This window comes from Paenibacillus sp. OK003, from assembly GCF_900109515.1.
In the GTDB taxonomy this organism is placed as follows: Bacteria; Bacillota; Bacilli; order Paenibacillales; family Paenibacillaceae; genus Paenibacillus; species Paenibacillus marchantiae.
The window spans coordinates 512,199-529,145 of record NZ_FOBD01000001.1 but is presented as its reverse complement, the minus strand read 5'-3'; the positions used below and the strand labels follow the sequence as shown (position 1 = coordinate 529,145).

The window sequence follows — 16,947 nt, the reverse complement described above, 5'->3', positions numbered from 1 at the left end:
AAGTCGAAAGCGGAATTTATTCGCTAAAATGATTCTCCAGTACTTTGTTTTTATCTCCATATACTCTGTCCAGAAGATTCTCTCCCCACAGACAGATGCGGTCGATGATTGCCTGCACACCACTCTCATATCTTTTCAGTTCCTGTTCCACTGGTAATCCCCCTTAAATCACATATATGTATATCCATTATCATAAGTAACCGAAGAACCTCAAGGTATCTACAGCACTCGAAGGTGCGTACTTCTCAATAGTTACTCATACATGAAAATCAAATTGGTCGTTACTCACCCAAGACAGGACTCCCTAACATTTGCCGTGATGAATCGTTTTATAGAAGGGATACAGGAGAATTCCCATGAAATCGATATCCTCGATCTATATCATGACGGATTTGATCCACTATATCGTATAGAAGATGAGCGAGACTGGCAAAATCCCGACAAACAGCATGCTCCTATGATTCGCAAAGAGCTGGATCGTGTGCTTGCGGCTGATGCCATTGTATTTATTTTCCCGGTATGGTGGTACAACGTTCCTTCCATGCTCAAAGCCTATCTGGACAAGGTATGGAACATGGGGCTGCTGAACAAAACAAACTCCAAAAAGGCACTCTGGATTGCACTAGCTGGAGGAACGGAGGCGTCATTCCATAAATACGATTATTACAACATGATTTCGAACTATCTGAATAATGGGATTGCGGGTTATGCAAGATTGCAGGAATCCCGAGTGGAGTTTCTCTATGAAACGATATCCGATTCCAAAACCCATATCGAGAGCTTGATGGAGCAAGCGTATCAAATCGGCAGACATTACAAGTAACCTCTACAATCGGAAAGAAAGCGACTTGCTCGTTAAGAGTGACTTCACCATCCAGTTATCCCCCATGCCAGGGCGCATAAGCAAAAAGAAAAAGGCTTACTTACTCCTGTAATCCAGGTTGAAGTAAGCCTTCTCTTCTTAGGATAAAATGGTTGTTATTGTCAGTTAGGCCAAATCAATTTGCTCATCATTGCATACAGCAGTGTGGCCGATTCGGCACGAGTCGCTTGGGCAAGAGGCTTCACCTCTCCGTTGTATCCGCCGACGATGCCCAGCTTCACAAGCATGGCTACGCTATCGCGGGCATATGATCGGATCGTGGAAGCATCGCGGAACTGTACAAGGCTTTCCACCGAAGCTGATTCCGGCTCGACCAATCCGGCCGCTCCAAGTGCCCTCACCGTCAGCGTCATCATTTCCTGACGGGTGATGGTTGCCTCAGGCATAAAGCGCCCGTCCCCGGTGCCGCTAGTGATGCCAAGCGAACGCGCTGCAGTTACTGCTTTATAATACGTGGCATCAGTGCTGACATCGGAGAACGCATTCCCGGAAGAAGCATTCAAGCCCAGCGCAGTCATCAACCATTGCATGTATTGGCCGCGGGTCATCTCCTGTTTTGGATGTAACTGGGTGGAATCACCGCTTGCCTCAGCATCAATTACACCTCGGACAGCCAAAGCCTCCATTGCTTTCTTGGCCCACTGCACTTCTGCAAGATCTGCGAATGTCTGCTCCACAGACACAACAGTATAATTTCCTGTGAGTGATGTTACGGAAAATACAAGCTGCCCGCTTTTTTGATCGTAGTAACTTTGCGGCAACGGGGTTGCCACACCGTTCGCGCCAATGACAAATGCTACAATCCGATCCTGCTGAGCATTTTGTGATGATTGGTAAGGCAGACGAAGGTTCAATTCGCTTTCCGATGGCCATGGTTGATCATCCAGTTGAAGTTCAAGCTGGACTCCATATTGCGTGCCAAGCTGATCTGCGACTGTTTTTGGTAGCTCCGTTCTGACCAATCGGATGGATGCAATCCCATCACCAACTATATCCTTCGTTAATAGTGTCGCAGGAAGCTCCAACATCCCCAGCTCTGTAACAATGTTGAACACATGTGACTCACCCTGATCTATTAACGCAGAGGCAGGCAGAGATACTTCATATGCCGTTGCTCCCGAAACCGGCTTCAGCCGAAGTTCGACCAAGCGCTGACCCGCATATGTTGAAGGTGCAACTTGAAAAGCCTCTTTAATCGTTGAAGCGTCCACGTTGGACTGCACTACACCCTTCTGGTCAGACTGTCCCTGCAACTCCAGAACGGAACGGTCTTTCTCCGGTTTAGGTTGTGGTACAGCATTCTCTGCACTTGGACTTCCACTTCCTGATTGTCCGCCATTGTTGCCTGAACCAGAACCATTTCCTGAATTCCCACCGGAATTGCCGCCTGGATTACCGCCCGAACCAGGGTCCGTGCCTCCAGGGGAAGGAACAGATGCCGGCACCTTCACTGTCAACGGTACAGTCAAGGCTCTACTGTCGTCAGAAGTTCGAGTAATTTCCAGCTCCAGTGTTACTGTTGTTTCCTTAGATGGTGGGACAATCGTTCCATCGGTTTGAATGACCGACGGTACCGAACTGGAAGCGATCTTCACCGTGAAACCTTGTGGTACGGATGGTAACTTCAGTTTTTTTGCACCTGCGGAAGGCTGTTCCAGTGCCGTAATCCCTGTTGCTACATCCGCAGCGCTCTGCTGAGCCGTGTGCACCTGATAAGCGGAAGATTCACCTCTCAAGGATTGCCCCGTCGCATCCAAAGCTTCCACTTTGTAATAATATTCCGTGCCGGGGTTCAGTTCATTGTCCGTGTACTCCCGTCCATTGCCGCTGTAGACCACCTTATACTCTCCTTGCTCACGATCTGAGCGGTAGAGCTTGTAGCTTGCTGCACCAAGATGAGCATCCCAGCGAAGCGTTGCGCTCGTTGAATCTAACGCATCAGCATTAAGGCCAGCACTATCATTTGCAGGTGGCGCGGCGTCAGGTTTAACGATCATAATCCAGCTAATCATCGGGTCCTGCGATGCCGTATTGCGCACGGTCAACTCCAGTTTGTTGTCCGACACGCTGATGCCTTTGTGGGCTCTAACGCTGGCAGGCGTAAAAGTAACTGCACCGGTATTGGTGCCATTGATGAAGAAATTAGCTCTGCGCGATGTATTGCTCCACGGATCGTTGAATCCGGCGTAGACATCGTATGTCCCGTTTGGCACATCAAATCTATAGGTTAAGTCCGTGCCTTTAGGTGAATTGCTGACATTGCCACCGTTCAGATAACGTACGGTCGAGAATATATCTCCGCCATTTGAACCGGATGACAGTGCATCTGCGCTGGTATACCCCCAATTGCGACCCTCCACCGGAGCGTACATCTGGTCTGCCATTCCCGGGTTGGCAAGTGTTCCTTTCATATAGGCACCCATGAGACTATAATCAGCCGTTTCGTAACCTCCGCTATTCACGAAATAGAGTGTGTTTTCCGGGATGACGTTTACGCGAACTGCCTGCTTTTTGTTGTTATATTCCGGTGTCGTTACCTGTAACGTGAGCGGTCCTGGCTTAGCAAAATCTTCTGCCGTCATGACCCGGTTATCAATTGTCCATACTGCTGGCGTTGACACCAGTTCACCACCCTCGCGCACATTCAATGTTGTTGGCAGGGATGGTACTTTGCCTAATGCCACGGCTTCTGGCAACGGATCAGCAATATCAACCTTGCCCATCGAATTCAACAGATCAGGTGTCCAGCTGTTATACCACTTGATCGCGATGTCGGAGCCTATTCCAAACTCAATGGGCAAGAACACGTATTTTGCAGCGTCATTCGAGAAATTGCCACCATTCCACGTATCCCCCACGTAAATGAACTTGCCTTTTTCCGGATCGACCGGAATGACGGATGTGGTCTGTGTGCCGAATGCCTTGCCTGGATCGGGATCGCTCGGCAACGTACGCACGAACGGATTGGTCTGCGTTGACCACGGGCCAAAAATGTTATCCGCCACCGTCACTTTGTTTTCGTTAGGGGCCCAGCCGGAAGCCCCGGAAGTCAAAATATAATATTTCCCCTGATACTTAAACATCGCCGGTGCTTCGCGCTGCCCTCCCGGGAACACACGCACGTAATCTATGCCATACTCAGCCTGATAGGTCGAATCACGTACCGGATTGCCTTTTTCATCCGTTCGTCCTTCCTTATGCCACCCTGTTACGTCACTGTAGTCTTCATTCAGTTTGGAGATATAGAGTGTCAGGTTTTCTTCGCTGGAATATATCAGATAACCGGTACCGTCATCATCCTTGAACAACGTCATGTCACGTGCCATGCCCTTATCGCTTGGGAAGTAATCTTTCTCCCCTTCCGGAGCTCTGTCCATCCGGTAACTCTTCTGATACACAAAAGGCCCTGTCGGAGAGTCACTGATCGCATAACCGGCACGCGCCTTACCGTAGTTCGCATTATCGTTATAAGGGTCCTTATCACCATCCATGTGAGCCCACATCACGTATTTCTTCGTTTTGTCGTTGTAAATGACCTTTGGTCGTTCAATGATCCGTCCTTTGCGAATATCTGCCCAGATATCCACGCGGTCCTCACGCCCCGCATACAATTTGGAGATCAACGGGTCATTATCAAAATCATCCATGGATTGCAGTGTTGTTAGAGCCATGCCTCGGTCCGTCCAATTCATGAGATCCTTCGATGAATACACACGCACACCAACAGCTGGCCAGCCGCCCTTATGATATTCGCCATACCAGTAATAGGTCTCCGTCTGTTCATCATAGAAAAAACCAGCCCCATGCGCATCGATCGGTTTACCTTCCAGATCTGGCCACAATTGCCCCGGTGTGATGCTTGTGCGAAGTGTGGCAACACCCAACGGTGCGGATGCTGGAGAAGTTACGCCGTCCACGGTCGCCTGAATGATGTAAAAATATCCTGTGCCCATCGTCAGACCACTATCGTTAAACGTGTTTTCATTCCCACTATAGACCTGTTGATACGTACCCGTAGCACTGGTAGACCTGGAGAGCGTATACGTTACATCAGATCCGGTAAGGGCATTCCACCCCAGTGAGATTGAAGTATCCGTCACAGCTGTGGCAGCAAACTCTGCAGGAGAGTCAATGGAATATGTCGTGGCTTCTGCAACAGTGGCCGCTGACTCACCAGCTGCATTAAAGGCCGTCACACGATAGCTGTAGCTGGTGTCCGGCTCAAGTGCATTATCCGTGAATGTTAGCCCTTTACCTTCATAGATCTGCTCGTATTGCTCACTGCCAGCTTCGGCCCGAACCACGCGATAACCCGTTGACTTGTCCACGGCGGACCAAGATAGCTTCACGCTTGTGGTATTGAGTGCTTCGGCCTTTAATTCGCCAGGAGCCTGTGGTGCCGCCGCAGTCGTCCGAACTTCCAGCGGAGCAGTCCATAATGACTCGGTTAGACCTCCGTATTCATAAGCGAGTTTGTAATAATACACCGTATCCCCGCTTAATCCTACATCCGTGTGTCCCAAAGATCCGGTACTAGTTACCAGAGAATAACCGCCTTCAGGCGTAGAGGAACGGTACAGGCGATAGGCTGATGCACCCGCGATTTCAGACCATTGCAGTGAAACCGAAGACGCCGTTTGCTCGGCAATAGAGAGCTGGATATCGTTCCCCGGCGGCTGCTCGGCAATGATCACGTCATCTGCATGTACCGATTGCCACTTATTCCGAATGCCCACGGTACCTGTCGTGTATGTAGGATCGACCAGATCGAATACCAACCGATCGGAGCCGTTTTCCGCGATATACCCGCGAATGGTGGTACCGGATAACACCACTTTGAGTGTGTACCATGTATTTTTGGCAAACGCATAGTCCACCGTTTTCAAAGTAGTATCTGTTCCGTTCACCCGTTTGGAGAAAACGAGTTTATTATTGGGGACCTGCATTTGAAAATAGTAAAAGTTGCTCTTATCCTGAAACCGCGGCAATATTCCCGGATACCCCTGACCGGCTCCCGTGTAAAAGCGCATGGACACGGTCATGTCCGACATGGAGTCTCCAGTAGAGATGATGCCTTCATTGGTGTCACTCTGGAAAAGCGTGGAGTTGGACGTATCTGTCGGGTCCGCGAGTACTTCCCAATTGCCTGAGTTTACGTTCCACGCAGGTGAATCCGTGTAATTCCCATCCGAAAAATCGTCCTGAAGCAACGTGGCGGGTATACTGCTCAGATCGGCATACGCCTTACTCGGCAGCATCAACGGCCCGGAAGACAGTGCAAGGGTTGCAGATAACATAAATATCATTGGTTTCCTGAGTTTATCCAATGTTCATTCTCTCCTTTGGGGTGAAAGATGAAAGCATGGTTCTTGAACGCGCGGTGTTGTTATTCAGCCTACCCTTCTCAGCAGCCAGCGGTCAGTACAAAGCGTGGTCCACCTCCTCATTTTAATGAAACCGGTTTCATTATAGTGCGAAAAAAGACCTGTCTTCCCTTCTAAGTGCAATGATACCCATACGGAATACCGTGTCTTTCTTGCCCCTATGCAGTGAAACAGGTTTCTAATATATAAATGTAATCGCTTTCTTGGATTATATTATTGCCTTATTCAAGCTGTCAACTGTGAATTGGGCTCAAACATTTTTCGTTAAAACCACGCAAAAAAGGCGCGAGTTCTGCCTGTTTTGCAAGCAAAATTCGCGCCTCTTCTCACCCTCCGAGCTTATGCAAGCTCGCTCGTATTGTATTATCTTAAAATACCTTCGTTGTCCACGACTCACAATTCCATGTCTCTGTAACCACATCACGATAGAATTCAGGTTCGTGAGAGATCAGCAGAATGCTGCCTTTGTAGGCTTTGAGTGCACGTTTCAACTCTTCCTTCGCATCAACGTCCAGATGGTTCGTCGGCTCATCGAGTACGAGCAGGTTTGTTTCGTTATTGATCAGTTTGCAAAGACGCACTTTGGCTTTCTCGCCACCGCTCAGTACCGCGACCTTGCTCTCAATATGCTTGGTCGTCAGTCCGCATTTTGCGAGTGCAGCACGCACTTCAAATTGGGTATAGGAAGGGAACTCCTGCCAGATCTCTTCGATACAGGTATTGTAGTTCGCATCCTTCATCTCTTGTTGGAAATATCCAATCTCCAGATGTTCACCGCGCTGAACGGTACCTTCCAAAGCTGGAATCTCGCCCAGAATGCTGCGCATCAGGGTTGTTTTACCGATACCATTCGCACCAACGAGAGCGATCTTCTGACCACGCTCCATGCGCAGGTCCAGTGGTCTCGATAACGGCTCATTGTAACCAATGACAAGGCCTTTTGTTTCGAAAATGAGCTTGCCGGACGTTCTTGCATCACGGAAGTTAAACTGTGGTTTCGGTTTTTCCTTGGCGATTTCGATGACATCCATCTTGTCCAATTTCTTCTGTCTGGACATCGCCATGTTGCGTGTAGCCACACTTGCCTTATTACGGGCCACAAAATCCTTGAGATCAGCAATTTCCTGTTGTTGACGCTTATACGCCGACTCCAGTTGCTGTTTTTTCATCTCATGGACTTCCTGGAAATGACTATAATCGCCCACATAACGGGTGAGATCCTGATTTTCCATGTGATAGATCAAGTTAATTACACTGTTCAGGAACGGGATATCATGCGAGATCAAAATAAAGGCATTCTCATATTCCTGCAAATAGCGTTTCAGCCATTCGATATGCAATTCATCCAAATAGTTCGTAGGCTCATCCAGGAGCAAAATATCCGGTTTTTCAAGCAGCAGCTTGGCGAGAAGTACCTTCGTACGTTGTCCACCACTAAGATCGTTTACGTCCTTATCCAGACCAATATCGGTCAGACCCAGACCACGTGCTGTCTCGTCGACTTTGGCATCGATCATGTAGAAATCTTGGTTAGTCAGCGTATCCTGAATCGTACCTACATCCTCCAGCAGTTGTTCCAATTCCTCCGGAGTTACATCGCCCATCTTGCCATACATATCATTCATTTCTTGTTCCATGTCGAACAAATACTGGAACGCACCACGAAGGACATCACGAATGGATTGTCCTTTGCTGAGCACAGCGTGCTGATCCAAATATCCGACACGCATGCGTTTGGACCACTCCACTTTACCTTCATCGGGCTGGAGTTTACCCGTAATAATGTTCATGAAGGTGGATTTACCCTCACCATTGGCCCCGATCAGACCAATATGTTCGCCTTTCAGGAGGCGGAAAGAAACGTTGTTAAAGATAGCACGGTCACCAAAACCGTGACTTAATTTTTCGACATTTAATATGCTCATTCATGACACCTTTTCTATATAGACTTAATTCTTTGTATATTATAAGCGTTATATCATGCACAACTCAACGCCATATTGTAAATTTACCACCATCTTTCGATGAAATGTCCTTCGTTATGACCCCTGATCCAGTCAAACTGATATCAATGACATTTGCCTTATAGGTATGGATGAGTTAAAATTTTTGCTTAAACGACTTACTACTATAAGAATGGAGCTCTCTTGGAGAGCATCAGGTGAAAATCATGATTGAAGTGAAACAATCCAAATTGAGTAATGGTGAATTTAACCGCGGCGTATTTGCGACCGTAGACATTCCGAAAGGCCAGCTGATCCATCAGGCTCCGGTTGTCCCTTATCCCAATGAAGACCACGAACATGTTGAGAAAACAATTATCGAAGATTACGTATTCGAATACGGAGCCAATCATACGGCTATCCTGCTGGGCTACGGCAGTTTGATCAATCATTCTTACGAGCCTAATGCCACTTATGACATCAACTTCGAAAACCACACCTTTGACTTCTATGCCTATAAAGATATCAAAGCCGGTGAAGAAGTATTGATCAATTATAATGGCGAGGAAGATAACATGGACCCATTATGGTTTCTGGATGATTACGAGGAACGTATGCGTGAGCTGAACGAAACAAGTGATGGTGAAGAGGATGCTGATGACATCGAGTCTGGCTCCCAGAACACGGATTCAAACAAATAAACAAGACTTCGATAATAAGCTACAGCAGCAGTGCAGCATCATGTGAAAAAAAACTTAAATAAACCCCAACATAATCCGTTGTAGGCTTGATAAATTAACCTATGGCGCTGCCTAATGGAAACGAAAACAAGCAAGTCCTCCACCAAGGAAGACTTGCTTGTTTTCGTTTGTTGCAATTGCGTCACATTTTCCAACCAAACCCATCTTAATCGGCAATGGGAGGGTCTGTGTGCAGATCCTGATCCGGTTCAGTCAATTTCCATTTGGTAAACGCAACCTCGAACCCGGCACGCTTCGGAGAACAGAGAAACGGTCCTGCCTGCTTGTTCGTCGGATAGGCAAACCTCGCGACCCGAATGGTACGCCAAGGATGCTCATCCGTGCGGGCACGAATAACTACGGCTTCGTCGTGGTATGAAGCCCGAATGGTAACGATGCGTCCACCCCACTCCGGTACAGGTGAAAGCGACCAATCGGAAAACCGATCCGTTACGACCGCCCCTACATGAGCCACGCCGTCATTTACTTCAACCCCCGCCTTGATCCATTGATCCTGTCCATACCAGAGCATTAACCCTGCCTGATCATATAATTCCGTGAATGAACTCAGATCAAATGATACTTCGATTGCCTTGGTTCCATCCCATGGAGCAAGCATGGCATGTCCATTCTGATGACAGAAACCATAGAAGGTCTTCTCCCAGAAGTCACTGCCCTCCTGTGCCTCCACAATTAGACGGTCACCTTCCGTTCGCGCCTGAACCGGTTCGGTTGTCCACTCGGCTTCATGAATCCGATGAAAATGAACTGACATGATTCTTCCCTTCCTTCCACACCATCACATTAAAATAAAGAGCCTATATCCGATGCGGCTGTAGGATATGCAAAATTCATGGTGTTTAGCTGATCGGTTGTCAAATCGAACTGAATTGCCATAGCGAACAGGTTAATCAGTTCTTCTGTTTTGCCACCCAATACATGGGCACCCAGGATGCGTCCTGTTGCCTTGTCGACTACAACTTTGGCCATGGCAAATTTTTCATTCGTACGTTTATAAGTATACCATTTCGACATGTCATTTACCTTCACCTCATAGCCCTCTTTCTTGGCCTGCTCGACATCAAGGCCAACAGAACCCAGGGATGGCACGGTAAATACAATGGAGGGCATTACTTTATAATTAGGTTTGTTATGATTGCCTTCAAGCAGATTCAAGGATACTGCGCGTGATTCTTGGCCTGCGAGCGGAGTCAACGGAAGTCCTTCCGTTGCGGTAACATCGCCGGCCGCGTAGACTCTTGGATTGCTTTCGCTCTGCAAGTACTCATTAACGGAGATGCCTTTTTTCGTATAGCTTACATTTCCCTTCTCCAGTTCAAGCCCCTCTACATTCGGAATACGCCCTGCTCCGTGAACGACAAGTCCACATTGCCATTGATGATCAGCCCCATTGCGGGTTCCACTGACCACATATGTGTTTCCCTGCTGACGAATCGCCTTCACTTCCGCATTCAAGTGCACGTGAATGCCTACCTCTTCGGATTTTTGCAGCAGTAGATCCACCAGCTGTGAATCAAACTGCTCCAGCGGCTGTTCACCTCGATGAATAATATGAACTTCCGTACCAGCTCTGGCCGCAATATGGGCAAATTCAAAAGCAATGTAACCTCCACCCACCAGAACCAATTTATCCGGCAGCTGTTCCAGATCAAGAAAATCATCGCTGTATCTCAGATGCTCTGCCCCATCAATAGGAAGTGGCGCCGGACGCGCACCTGTTGCGATTAGAATATGTTTCCCCTGCAGCACTTCGTCCCCTACACGAATGTGATCTTCGTCGACGAAAGAAGCCTTGCCATGAAAGGTGTCCATCCCGGCCTGCTTGAACTTATCCTCGCTTGCTCTCGGAATACTCTCCGTAAACGTTCGCTTGAACGCCATAAGATCCTACCACTGAATAGAAGCGTTACCTTCCACTCCTTTGCCCTTCATTCGTTCATTCCAGTCGATCAGTTCAGCCGCTCCTGCAAGGACTTTTTTGGGATCACAGCCCCGCAACGCACAGGTTCCACCAAACTCTCGTTCATCAATCACGGCAATGTTCCATCCGGCTTCGGCGCAGCGGGATATAACAGAGCTTGCAGCGCTTCCGGTTCCAATCGCGATCAGATCATAAGGTTGTGTCATGGTAGTTCCTCCTCTTCATGTATAACCGTGAATATCAAGCTATAGTAACCCTGCTTTTTGCAGATAATCATTTGCCACTTGTTCTGGACTGGCTCCATTAACGTTCACTTCGTAATTCATTTGACGCATCTCATCGTCCGTGATCCGGCCTGCAAGTTGATTCAATACCTCCACAAGCTGCGGATATTGGTCTGCCGTTTCTTTGCGGAGCATCGGCGCCCCCTGATATGGCGGGAACAATGCCTGATCATCCTCCAGCACAACGAGTTTATACTGTCTCAGTTCACTGTCTGTGGAGTAAGCATCCAGCAAATTGATGTCTCCACGCTGAACGGCTGCATAACGCAGTTTCGGCTCCATTGTGGCCACATTCGGGAATTTGATGCCATACTTCTTCTTAATTCCAACATAACCGTCTTCCCGATCAGAGAATTCCAGTGTGAATCCTGCCTTGATCTGCTGCTGTACTGACTTGAGATCGGATATCGTCTTCAAATTATACTGATCGGCAACCTTCTGAGGTACGGCCAACGTATACGTATTGTTGTAATCCATCGGGTTCAGAAGAACCATATTGAATTGGCTCAACATCCCGTCTCTTGCTTGTTCATACACTTCTGTGCGATCAGTGCTAACTGCGGTTTCCTTCATAAATTCAGAGATGGCGGTACCCGTAAACTCTGGATAAATATCAATATCACCTGATTTCAGTGCATTGAACAGAAATGTGGTTTTTCCCAATCCTGGTTTCAATTCAACCTTCAGATCGGTATCTTTTTCAATCAGCAATTTGTACATATTAATCAGAATCTCCGGTTCAGCACCCAACTTGCCGGCAATAACCAGATCTTTCTGCCCTCCACGGGAGAGCCAAGGAATCGTGATTACCAGAATGGCAACCAGAGCGAGTGTTCCAAGAGTGACCAGCGTTTTCTTGAACGATAAACGTTGGAACTGGCGGAGCAGCACATCAAACAAAATGGCAAGCAATGCGGCTGGGATGGCTCCCAGAATAATCAATGCCGTATCATTTCGATCGATACCAAGCAAAATAAGTTCACCCAGACCCCCTGCACCAATCAGGGCTGCAAGTGTTGCTGTACCTACAATCAGAACCATTGCGGTACGGATGCCTGCCATAATGACAGGCATCGCGAGTGGCAGCTCCACTTTGGTCAGACGTTGACGACTGTTCATGCCCATTGCATTCGCTGCCTCGACCATGGAAGGATCGACTTCGGATATGCCCGTATACGTGTTGCGGAGTACCGGAAGCAGGGCATACACTACAAGCGCAACAATCGCGGGAAATGTACCGATGCCGAATAAAGGAATGAGCAATCCGAGTAGAGCCAGAGACGGGATCGTTTGCAATATGGCTGTTACCCCAATTATCGGTTCAGCCACTCTTGGCTTGCGTGTCAGATAAATGCCAAGCGGAATAGCGATCAGAACGGCAAAGAACAACGCGATAAATGAGATTTGAATATGCTCAAGGAGGGCAGACAACAACTGTCCTTTCCGCTCGCTGAATACTTCCGTAAATCTACTCATGTGCTTCACCTCGTTCCTGCAGCTGCTCGGACCAGTACCGGATCAGATCGGCTCGACTGACCTGGCCAATAATCTGGTGGTCTTTCTCGACCAGTAAATGATCATGAGAAGCCATGATCTTCACTAAATCCGGCAGCGTAATCGATACGGGAACAGCCGTTTTGGCCGACTTCGGCACATGCCCGGGTGAGAGCGGTGACATGATCGCTTCAAGATCAAATATAGAAATCAGTCGTTCTTGTTCGCCGGAGGCCGCTCTTAATTCATACATCGGGTCGCCCCCACCAGATACAGGCTGTGAACTCCTATCCGGACCAGAACTGCCGACAAAGTCACGTACAAATTCATTGACTGGCTGCTGGATTAGTTCTTCCGGGGTACCCACCTGCAATACTTGCCCATCCTTCATAATGCAGATACGATCACCCAGCTTCATCGCTTCCTGAATATCATGGGTAACAAACACAATCGTCTTCTTCATCTGACGCTGAATATCCAGAATATCGTCCTGTAATTTTTCACGGCTCATCGGGTCAAGTGCACTGAACGGTTCATCCATCAGTACAATTTCGGGATCGGCAGCGAGTGCGCGCAATACACCGATTCTCTGTTGTTGTCCACCCGATAGCTCAGCAGGCTTGCGATCACTGTATGTGGTGCCTTTCAGTCCGACCATGTCCAGCAAAGTATGTACGCGCTCCTTGATTTGCTCTGACTTCCACTTTCGGAGTTCAGGAACAACCGCAATATTTTCGGCAATCGTCATATGTGGGAACAACGCAATCTGTTGCAGCACATATCCAATATTCCACCGCAATTCATGAATGTTATATTCATCGATAGGCCGTTCATTAATTCGTACGGTCCCATCTGTCCGCTCGATCAGACGATTGATCATTTTGAGCATTGTGGTTTTGCCGCAACCGCTCGGACCAATCATGACGAACAGCTCTCCCTTATTAATGTTGAGATTCACCTGACGCAGAGCATGGGTTCCATCAGGGTATTGCTTGGATACATTTTCGAACTGAATCATCCGTTCTCTTCTCTCCCTTTTATCAAACATTCATTCTCATCTATTTCCCCAAAAGCGTACACATATAATCACCTGTGATTTTCAACACCGTCTCCGTCGTTTGATCTTCTCTTCCTTCCTCACGGATGAATACATCCAGTCCAGCCAGAGCCGTGGCGTAATCTTCCGGCATTCCCGCATGAATCAGGCTATTTCTGAGTTCTGCATCCGACAATGAATCATGATCAATACGCTGATCCAATAAACGACTAATGATGTCCGCAACTTGACCATAAGACAATGTCTCCGGCCCTGTAATGATATGAGCTGTATTATGGGGGACAACATCTGTCAGAGCATGGAAGGCAACTGCCGCGATATCATCTGCGCTGACAAAACCAATTTTACCGTCACCAGCAGCACTATAGATTTTCCCGAGTTGCTTCATCGTCTCCCGATGCGGTCCCTCTGTAAAGTTCTCCATAAAATAGGAAAGCTGTAGTACAGTCCACTCAGGAGCAAGCTCCTTCAAGCTTTGATGTACTTTGCCAAATATAGGTCCGTCTTCATCAACGGAAGCACTGCCAAGCAAGACGAATCGTTTCACGACGTTCCATGACGCTTCCTTGATGAACAGAATCATTACGGCTTCTGGTGATTAGTCAAGAAAATAAATGCTTTGATTTTTGCCAAAGTGGTATAATGACAGTAGAAGTTGAATTATTCCATTTACCATTACAATTATGCCAACATATAAAGGAGTGTAGCGATATGCATATTCAAATTACAGATTTGGCTGCTGCGCGATTAACTGAAAGCCTGAAGGATCAGCCCGGTTATTTCAAAGTAATCTATGACATGGAAGGTTGTGGCTGTAACGGAATTATCGCCATACTTATCGTGGATGAACCCGAAGCTCTGGATGTACAAATTGAAACTAATCTGGTGCCATTCTATGTCGATCCGAAACAACAGTTAAACCTGGAGCAGCACATGAAGCTGGACACGGAGCCCAACTATCCTTCCTTCAAATTAAGCAGTGATTCCGGTGTACTCAGCAGCAATGTCCGTGTTCGGGATGCCCGCGCAGTGGCTGCTGGAAGCTCCGGCAATTCTGTTTCATGCGAGCTGTAATCCAAACATTCGTGGCTGAAATAATGAGCATTTGATTCGCCTAGCCTATCGATGTATACACAAAGACTTTGCACAAAAGGTGCAGAGTCTTTTTTTGTGCTCTTTTTCTCGTCAGACAATTAAAAGCTATGAATCTCGCAAACTTTGTTTACAACTCGGAAACAATTGGAGAACCTATGGATATAATCCTCTAGTATACTCGGTATATACCAAAGAACGAGATTGATATAACCCGAGGAGGAACACACATCATGAAATCTTTTACACGTAAATCCATCGTATCCACGATACTTATAGGTTCTGTCGTAGCAGGCTCAGCATTCACAACGCTGCCCTTCACTAAGGAACTGAATCCGGTCGCATCTGCTACCAGCTCCAGCTTCACTCAATTCCTGCACGATAATGCACCTGGACGCACAATCAAAACGAGCAGCAGTGGCCTGGCAACGGTAACAAATCTATCAAGCACGGTTGTGCTAGTGAATAAAAAGAGAAACCTGCCTTCAACCTATGCCCCTCAGGATCTGGTTGTTCCTAACATCCCATTTAGCTTCTCCGGCTCCAGTCCGAAAAAGCAAATGCGTAAAGTAGCTGCCACAGCAATTGAGAACTTGTTCGCAGCAGCAAAAAAAGACGGCATTGATATCAAAGCCGTGTCCGGTTATCGCTCTTATGCTACCCAAAAATCCATTTTTGACCGTAATGCAAGTATCAAAGGCGAAGCCGTTGCGAATAAAACCAGTGCTCGTCCTGGACAAAGTGAACATCAGACGGGTCTTGCGATGGATATCTCCAGTGCATCAGCGGGATATGATTTGCAACAAAGCTTTGGAAACACCAAAGAAGGCAAATGGCTGAAAGCCAATGCACATAAATACGGATTTATCATTCGTTATGGCAAAGATCAGGAGAAACTGACAGGCTATTCTTATGAGCCATGGCATGTGCGTTATGTTGGCGTGTATATTGCGGGGGAAATTACGAGCCAGAACCTTACACTCGAACAGTACCTGGAGCGCGCCAAATAAACAGTAGTAATCTGTATGACAAAAGGTATTCACTCCACTCTCATATGACTATTGTATGTAAATGACAGATACAACTAACAGGACGGGGCCGAATTGGGCCACGTCCTGCTTGCATTATATCTATAACAATTTAATCGTTCTCCAAATCATATAGAGAAGGATCAGCTCAACCACATTGATGTAAAGGTTAAGTTCGATTCATAGCAGATTTAAGGTTTACTATTCAGTTCTGTGCTCCATTCCTCTACAGCATCAACGACCTGTTTTAATTGCTGCTCTTCCTCAATCGCTGGATCATTGTCCCCTTTTTGCTTCCCATAAGAGCCAAATTGGCCATGGTTCCCTCCTTCTACACCGACATACAAAGTGTCAGCAGGTAGATTGGTTTTGGCACTTTCCCAAGCTTCTTTATTGAGAACTCCATCTGCTGTACCTGTAATTTGCAAAACAGATAAATCAGTGTCTTTTATGGATCCGCCCTCATCCGCATAAGAAGCCAAGAAAAATACACCCTTAAGCTTCTCACTGTGTTCCGAAGCATATCTCGCTGCAAATGAACCTCCTAAAGAGTGACCCCCAATAACAAATGATTCGTCTGGGTGTTCTTCAAGAAAGGAGTCCGCTTTATTTTGACCAAAAATGGCTAGATTCAGTGGCATTTCCGCAATATATACGCGATGCCCCCGTAAAGCCAGTTCTCTGGCAAATGGTGAGTAGCTTTCCGGTTCGACTAAACCTCCAGGATAAAAAATAATATTCGGTTCGATTACTTCCCCGGTTTGTGGCTCAAATTTATAACCGTCTTTGACCTCTGTTACTTTGACCTGATTATCGTTCTGGAATGCGAGTTCCGCTTGTTCGGAAGGACTGTAGGTTATCGAATTGAGATATACCAATAAGCCAATGACTACAATTACGATGAGGGAAACTCCCCCTATCAATATTTTAGTCCATTTGTTTTTTTTCTCTGTTTTTGCCAAAGTTAAAACCTCTTTCAATCATTATTTTGGATTAGGTTATCATTGCATTGCTGCATCAGTTCTAGTAAATTATATTTACCGGTAAGTAAAATTACAAGTCCAATCTTATTCATTGGATAAGTTGTCATAAAATATTCA

At 47.1% G+C, this 16,947-nt stretch carries 12 protein-coding genes and 1 pseudogene; 4 read left to right on the top strand and 9 right to left on the bottom strand.

The annotated features are described in order from the left end of the window. Positions 1-16 precede the first annotated feature (16 nt). A complete protein-coding gene (locus BMW94_RS31095) occupies positions 17-151 on the bottom strand; it encodes a hypothetical protein (RefSeq protein ID WP_302847976.1) in 135 nt (44 codons plus the stop codon). 111 nt (positions 152-262) lie between these two features. Here BMW94_RS31095 and BMW94_RS02450 point away from each other — a divergent pair, with 111 nt between their 5' ends. Further along, entirely contained in the window at positions 263-823 is a 561-nt protein-coding gene (locus tag BMW94_RS02450; protein ID WP_090994063.1) for an NAD(P)H oxidoreductase, read from the top strand. 161 nt (positions 824-984) lie between these two features. Here BMW94_RS02450 and BMW94_RS02445 read toward each other — a convergent pair whose 3' ends face one another. Together BMW94_RS02445 and BMW94_RS02440 are read right to left on the bottom strand one after the other, a co-directional pair. Further along, on the bottom strand, positions 985-6,210 hold the full coding sequence (locus BMW94_RS02445) for an S-layer homology domain-containing protein (protein ID WP_090994061.1): 5,226 nt from the start codon (positions 6,208-6,210) through the stop codon (positions 985-987). 425 nt (positions 6,211-6,635) lie between these two features. Next, positions 6,636-8,192: an ABC-F family ATP-binding cassette domain-containing protein gene (locus BMW94_RS02440; protein WP_063563476.1), complete on the bottom strand. Its 1,557-nt coding sequence runs from the start codon at positions 8,190-8,192 to the stop codon at positions 6,636-6,638. Between the two features lie 245 nt (positions 8,193-8,437). Here BMW94_RS02440 and BMW94_RS02435 point away from each other — a divergent pair, with 245 nt between their 5' ends. Next, positions 8,438-8,911, top strand: a complete 474-nt coding sequence (locus BMW94_RS02435) for an SET domain-containing protein (protein ID WP_090994265.1) — start codon at positions 8,438-8,440, stop codon at positions 8,909-8,911. Between the two features lie 205 nt (positions 8,912-9,116). Here BMW94_RS02435 and BMW94_RS02430 read toward each other — a convergent pair whose 3' ends face one another. The 5 genes and pseudogenes from BMW94_RS02430 to BMW94_RS02410 form a co-directional block, all read right to left on the bottom strand. Continuing rightward, entirely contained in the window at positions 9,117-9,725 is a 609-nt protein-coding gene (locus BMW94_RS02430) for a DUF1349 domain-containing protein (RefSeq protein WP_090994059.1), read from the bottom strand. Between the two features lie 29 nt (positions 9,726-9,754). Beyond that, positions 9,755-11,098, bottom strand: a pseudogene (locus BMW94_RS02425) (NAD(P)/FAD-dependent oxidoreductase). 39 nt (positions 11,099-11,137) lie between these two features. Then, complete coding sequence (gene opuFB / locus BMW94_RS02420; protein WP_090994057.1) at positions 11,138-12,652, bottom strand: osmoprotectant update ABC transporter permease/substrate-binding subunit OpuFB; 1,515 nt, start codon at positions 12,650-12,652, stop codon at positions 11,138-11,140. Further along, positions 12,645-13,688, bottom strand: a complete 1,044-nt coding sequence (locus tag BMW94_RS02415) for an ABC transporter ATP-binding protein (protein WP_090994056.1) — start codon at positions 13,686-13,688, stop codon at positions 12,645-12,647. The genes opuFB and BMW94_RS02415 overlap by 8 nt, the downstream gene beginning before the upstream one ends. Positions 13,689-13,728: 40 nt before the next feature. Beyond that, complete coding sequence (locus tag BMW94_RS02410; RefSeq protein ID WP_175480557.1) at positions 13,729-14,310, bottom strand: NmrA family NAD(P)-binding protein; 582 nt, start codon at positions 14,308-14,310, stop codon at positions 13,729-13,731. 128 nt (positions 14,311-14,438) lie between these two features. Here BMW94_RS02410 and BMW94_RS02405 point away from each other — a divergent pair, with 128 nt between their 5' ends. Beyond that, positions 14,439-14,801 carry an iron-sulfur cluster biosynthesis family protein gene (locus tag BMW94_RS02405; protein WP_090994054.1) on the top strand — a complete coding sequence of 121 codons (363 nt, stop codon included), beginning with the start codon at positions 14,439-14,441 and terminating at the stop codon, positions 14,799-14,801. Positions 14,802-15,052: 251 nt separating this feature from the next. After that, a complete protein-coding gene (locus BMW94_RS02400; protein ID WP_090994052.1) occupies positions 15,053-15,829 on the top strand; it encodes a M15 family metallopeptidase in 777 nt (258 codons plus the stop codon). Positions 15,830-16,038: 209 nt separating this feature from the next. Here BMW94_RS02400 and BMW94_RS02395 read toward each other — a convergent pair whose 3' ends face one another. After that, on the bottom strand, positions 16,039-16,809 hold the full coding sequence (locus BMW94_RS02395) for an alpha/beta fold hydrolase (protein WP_090994050.1): 771 nt from the start codon (positions 16,807-16,809) through the stop codon (positions 16,039-16,041). Between the last annotated feature and the right edge of the window lie 138 nt (positions 16,810-16,947).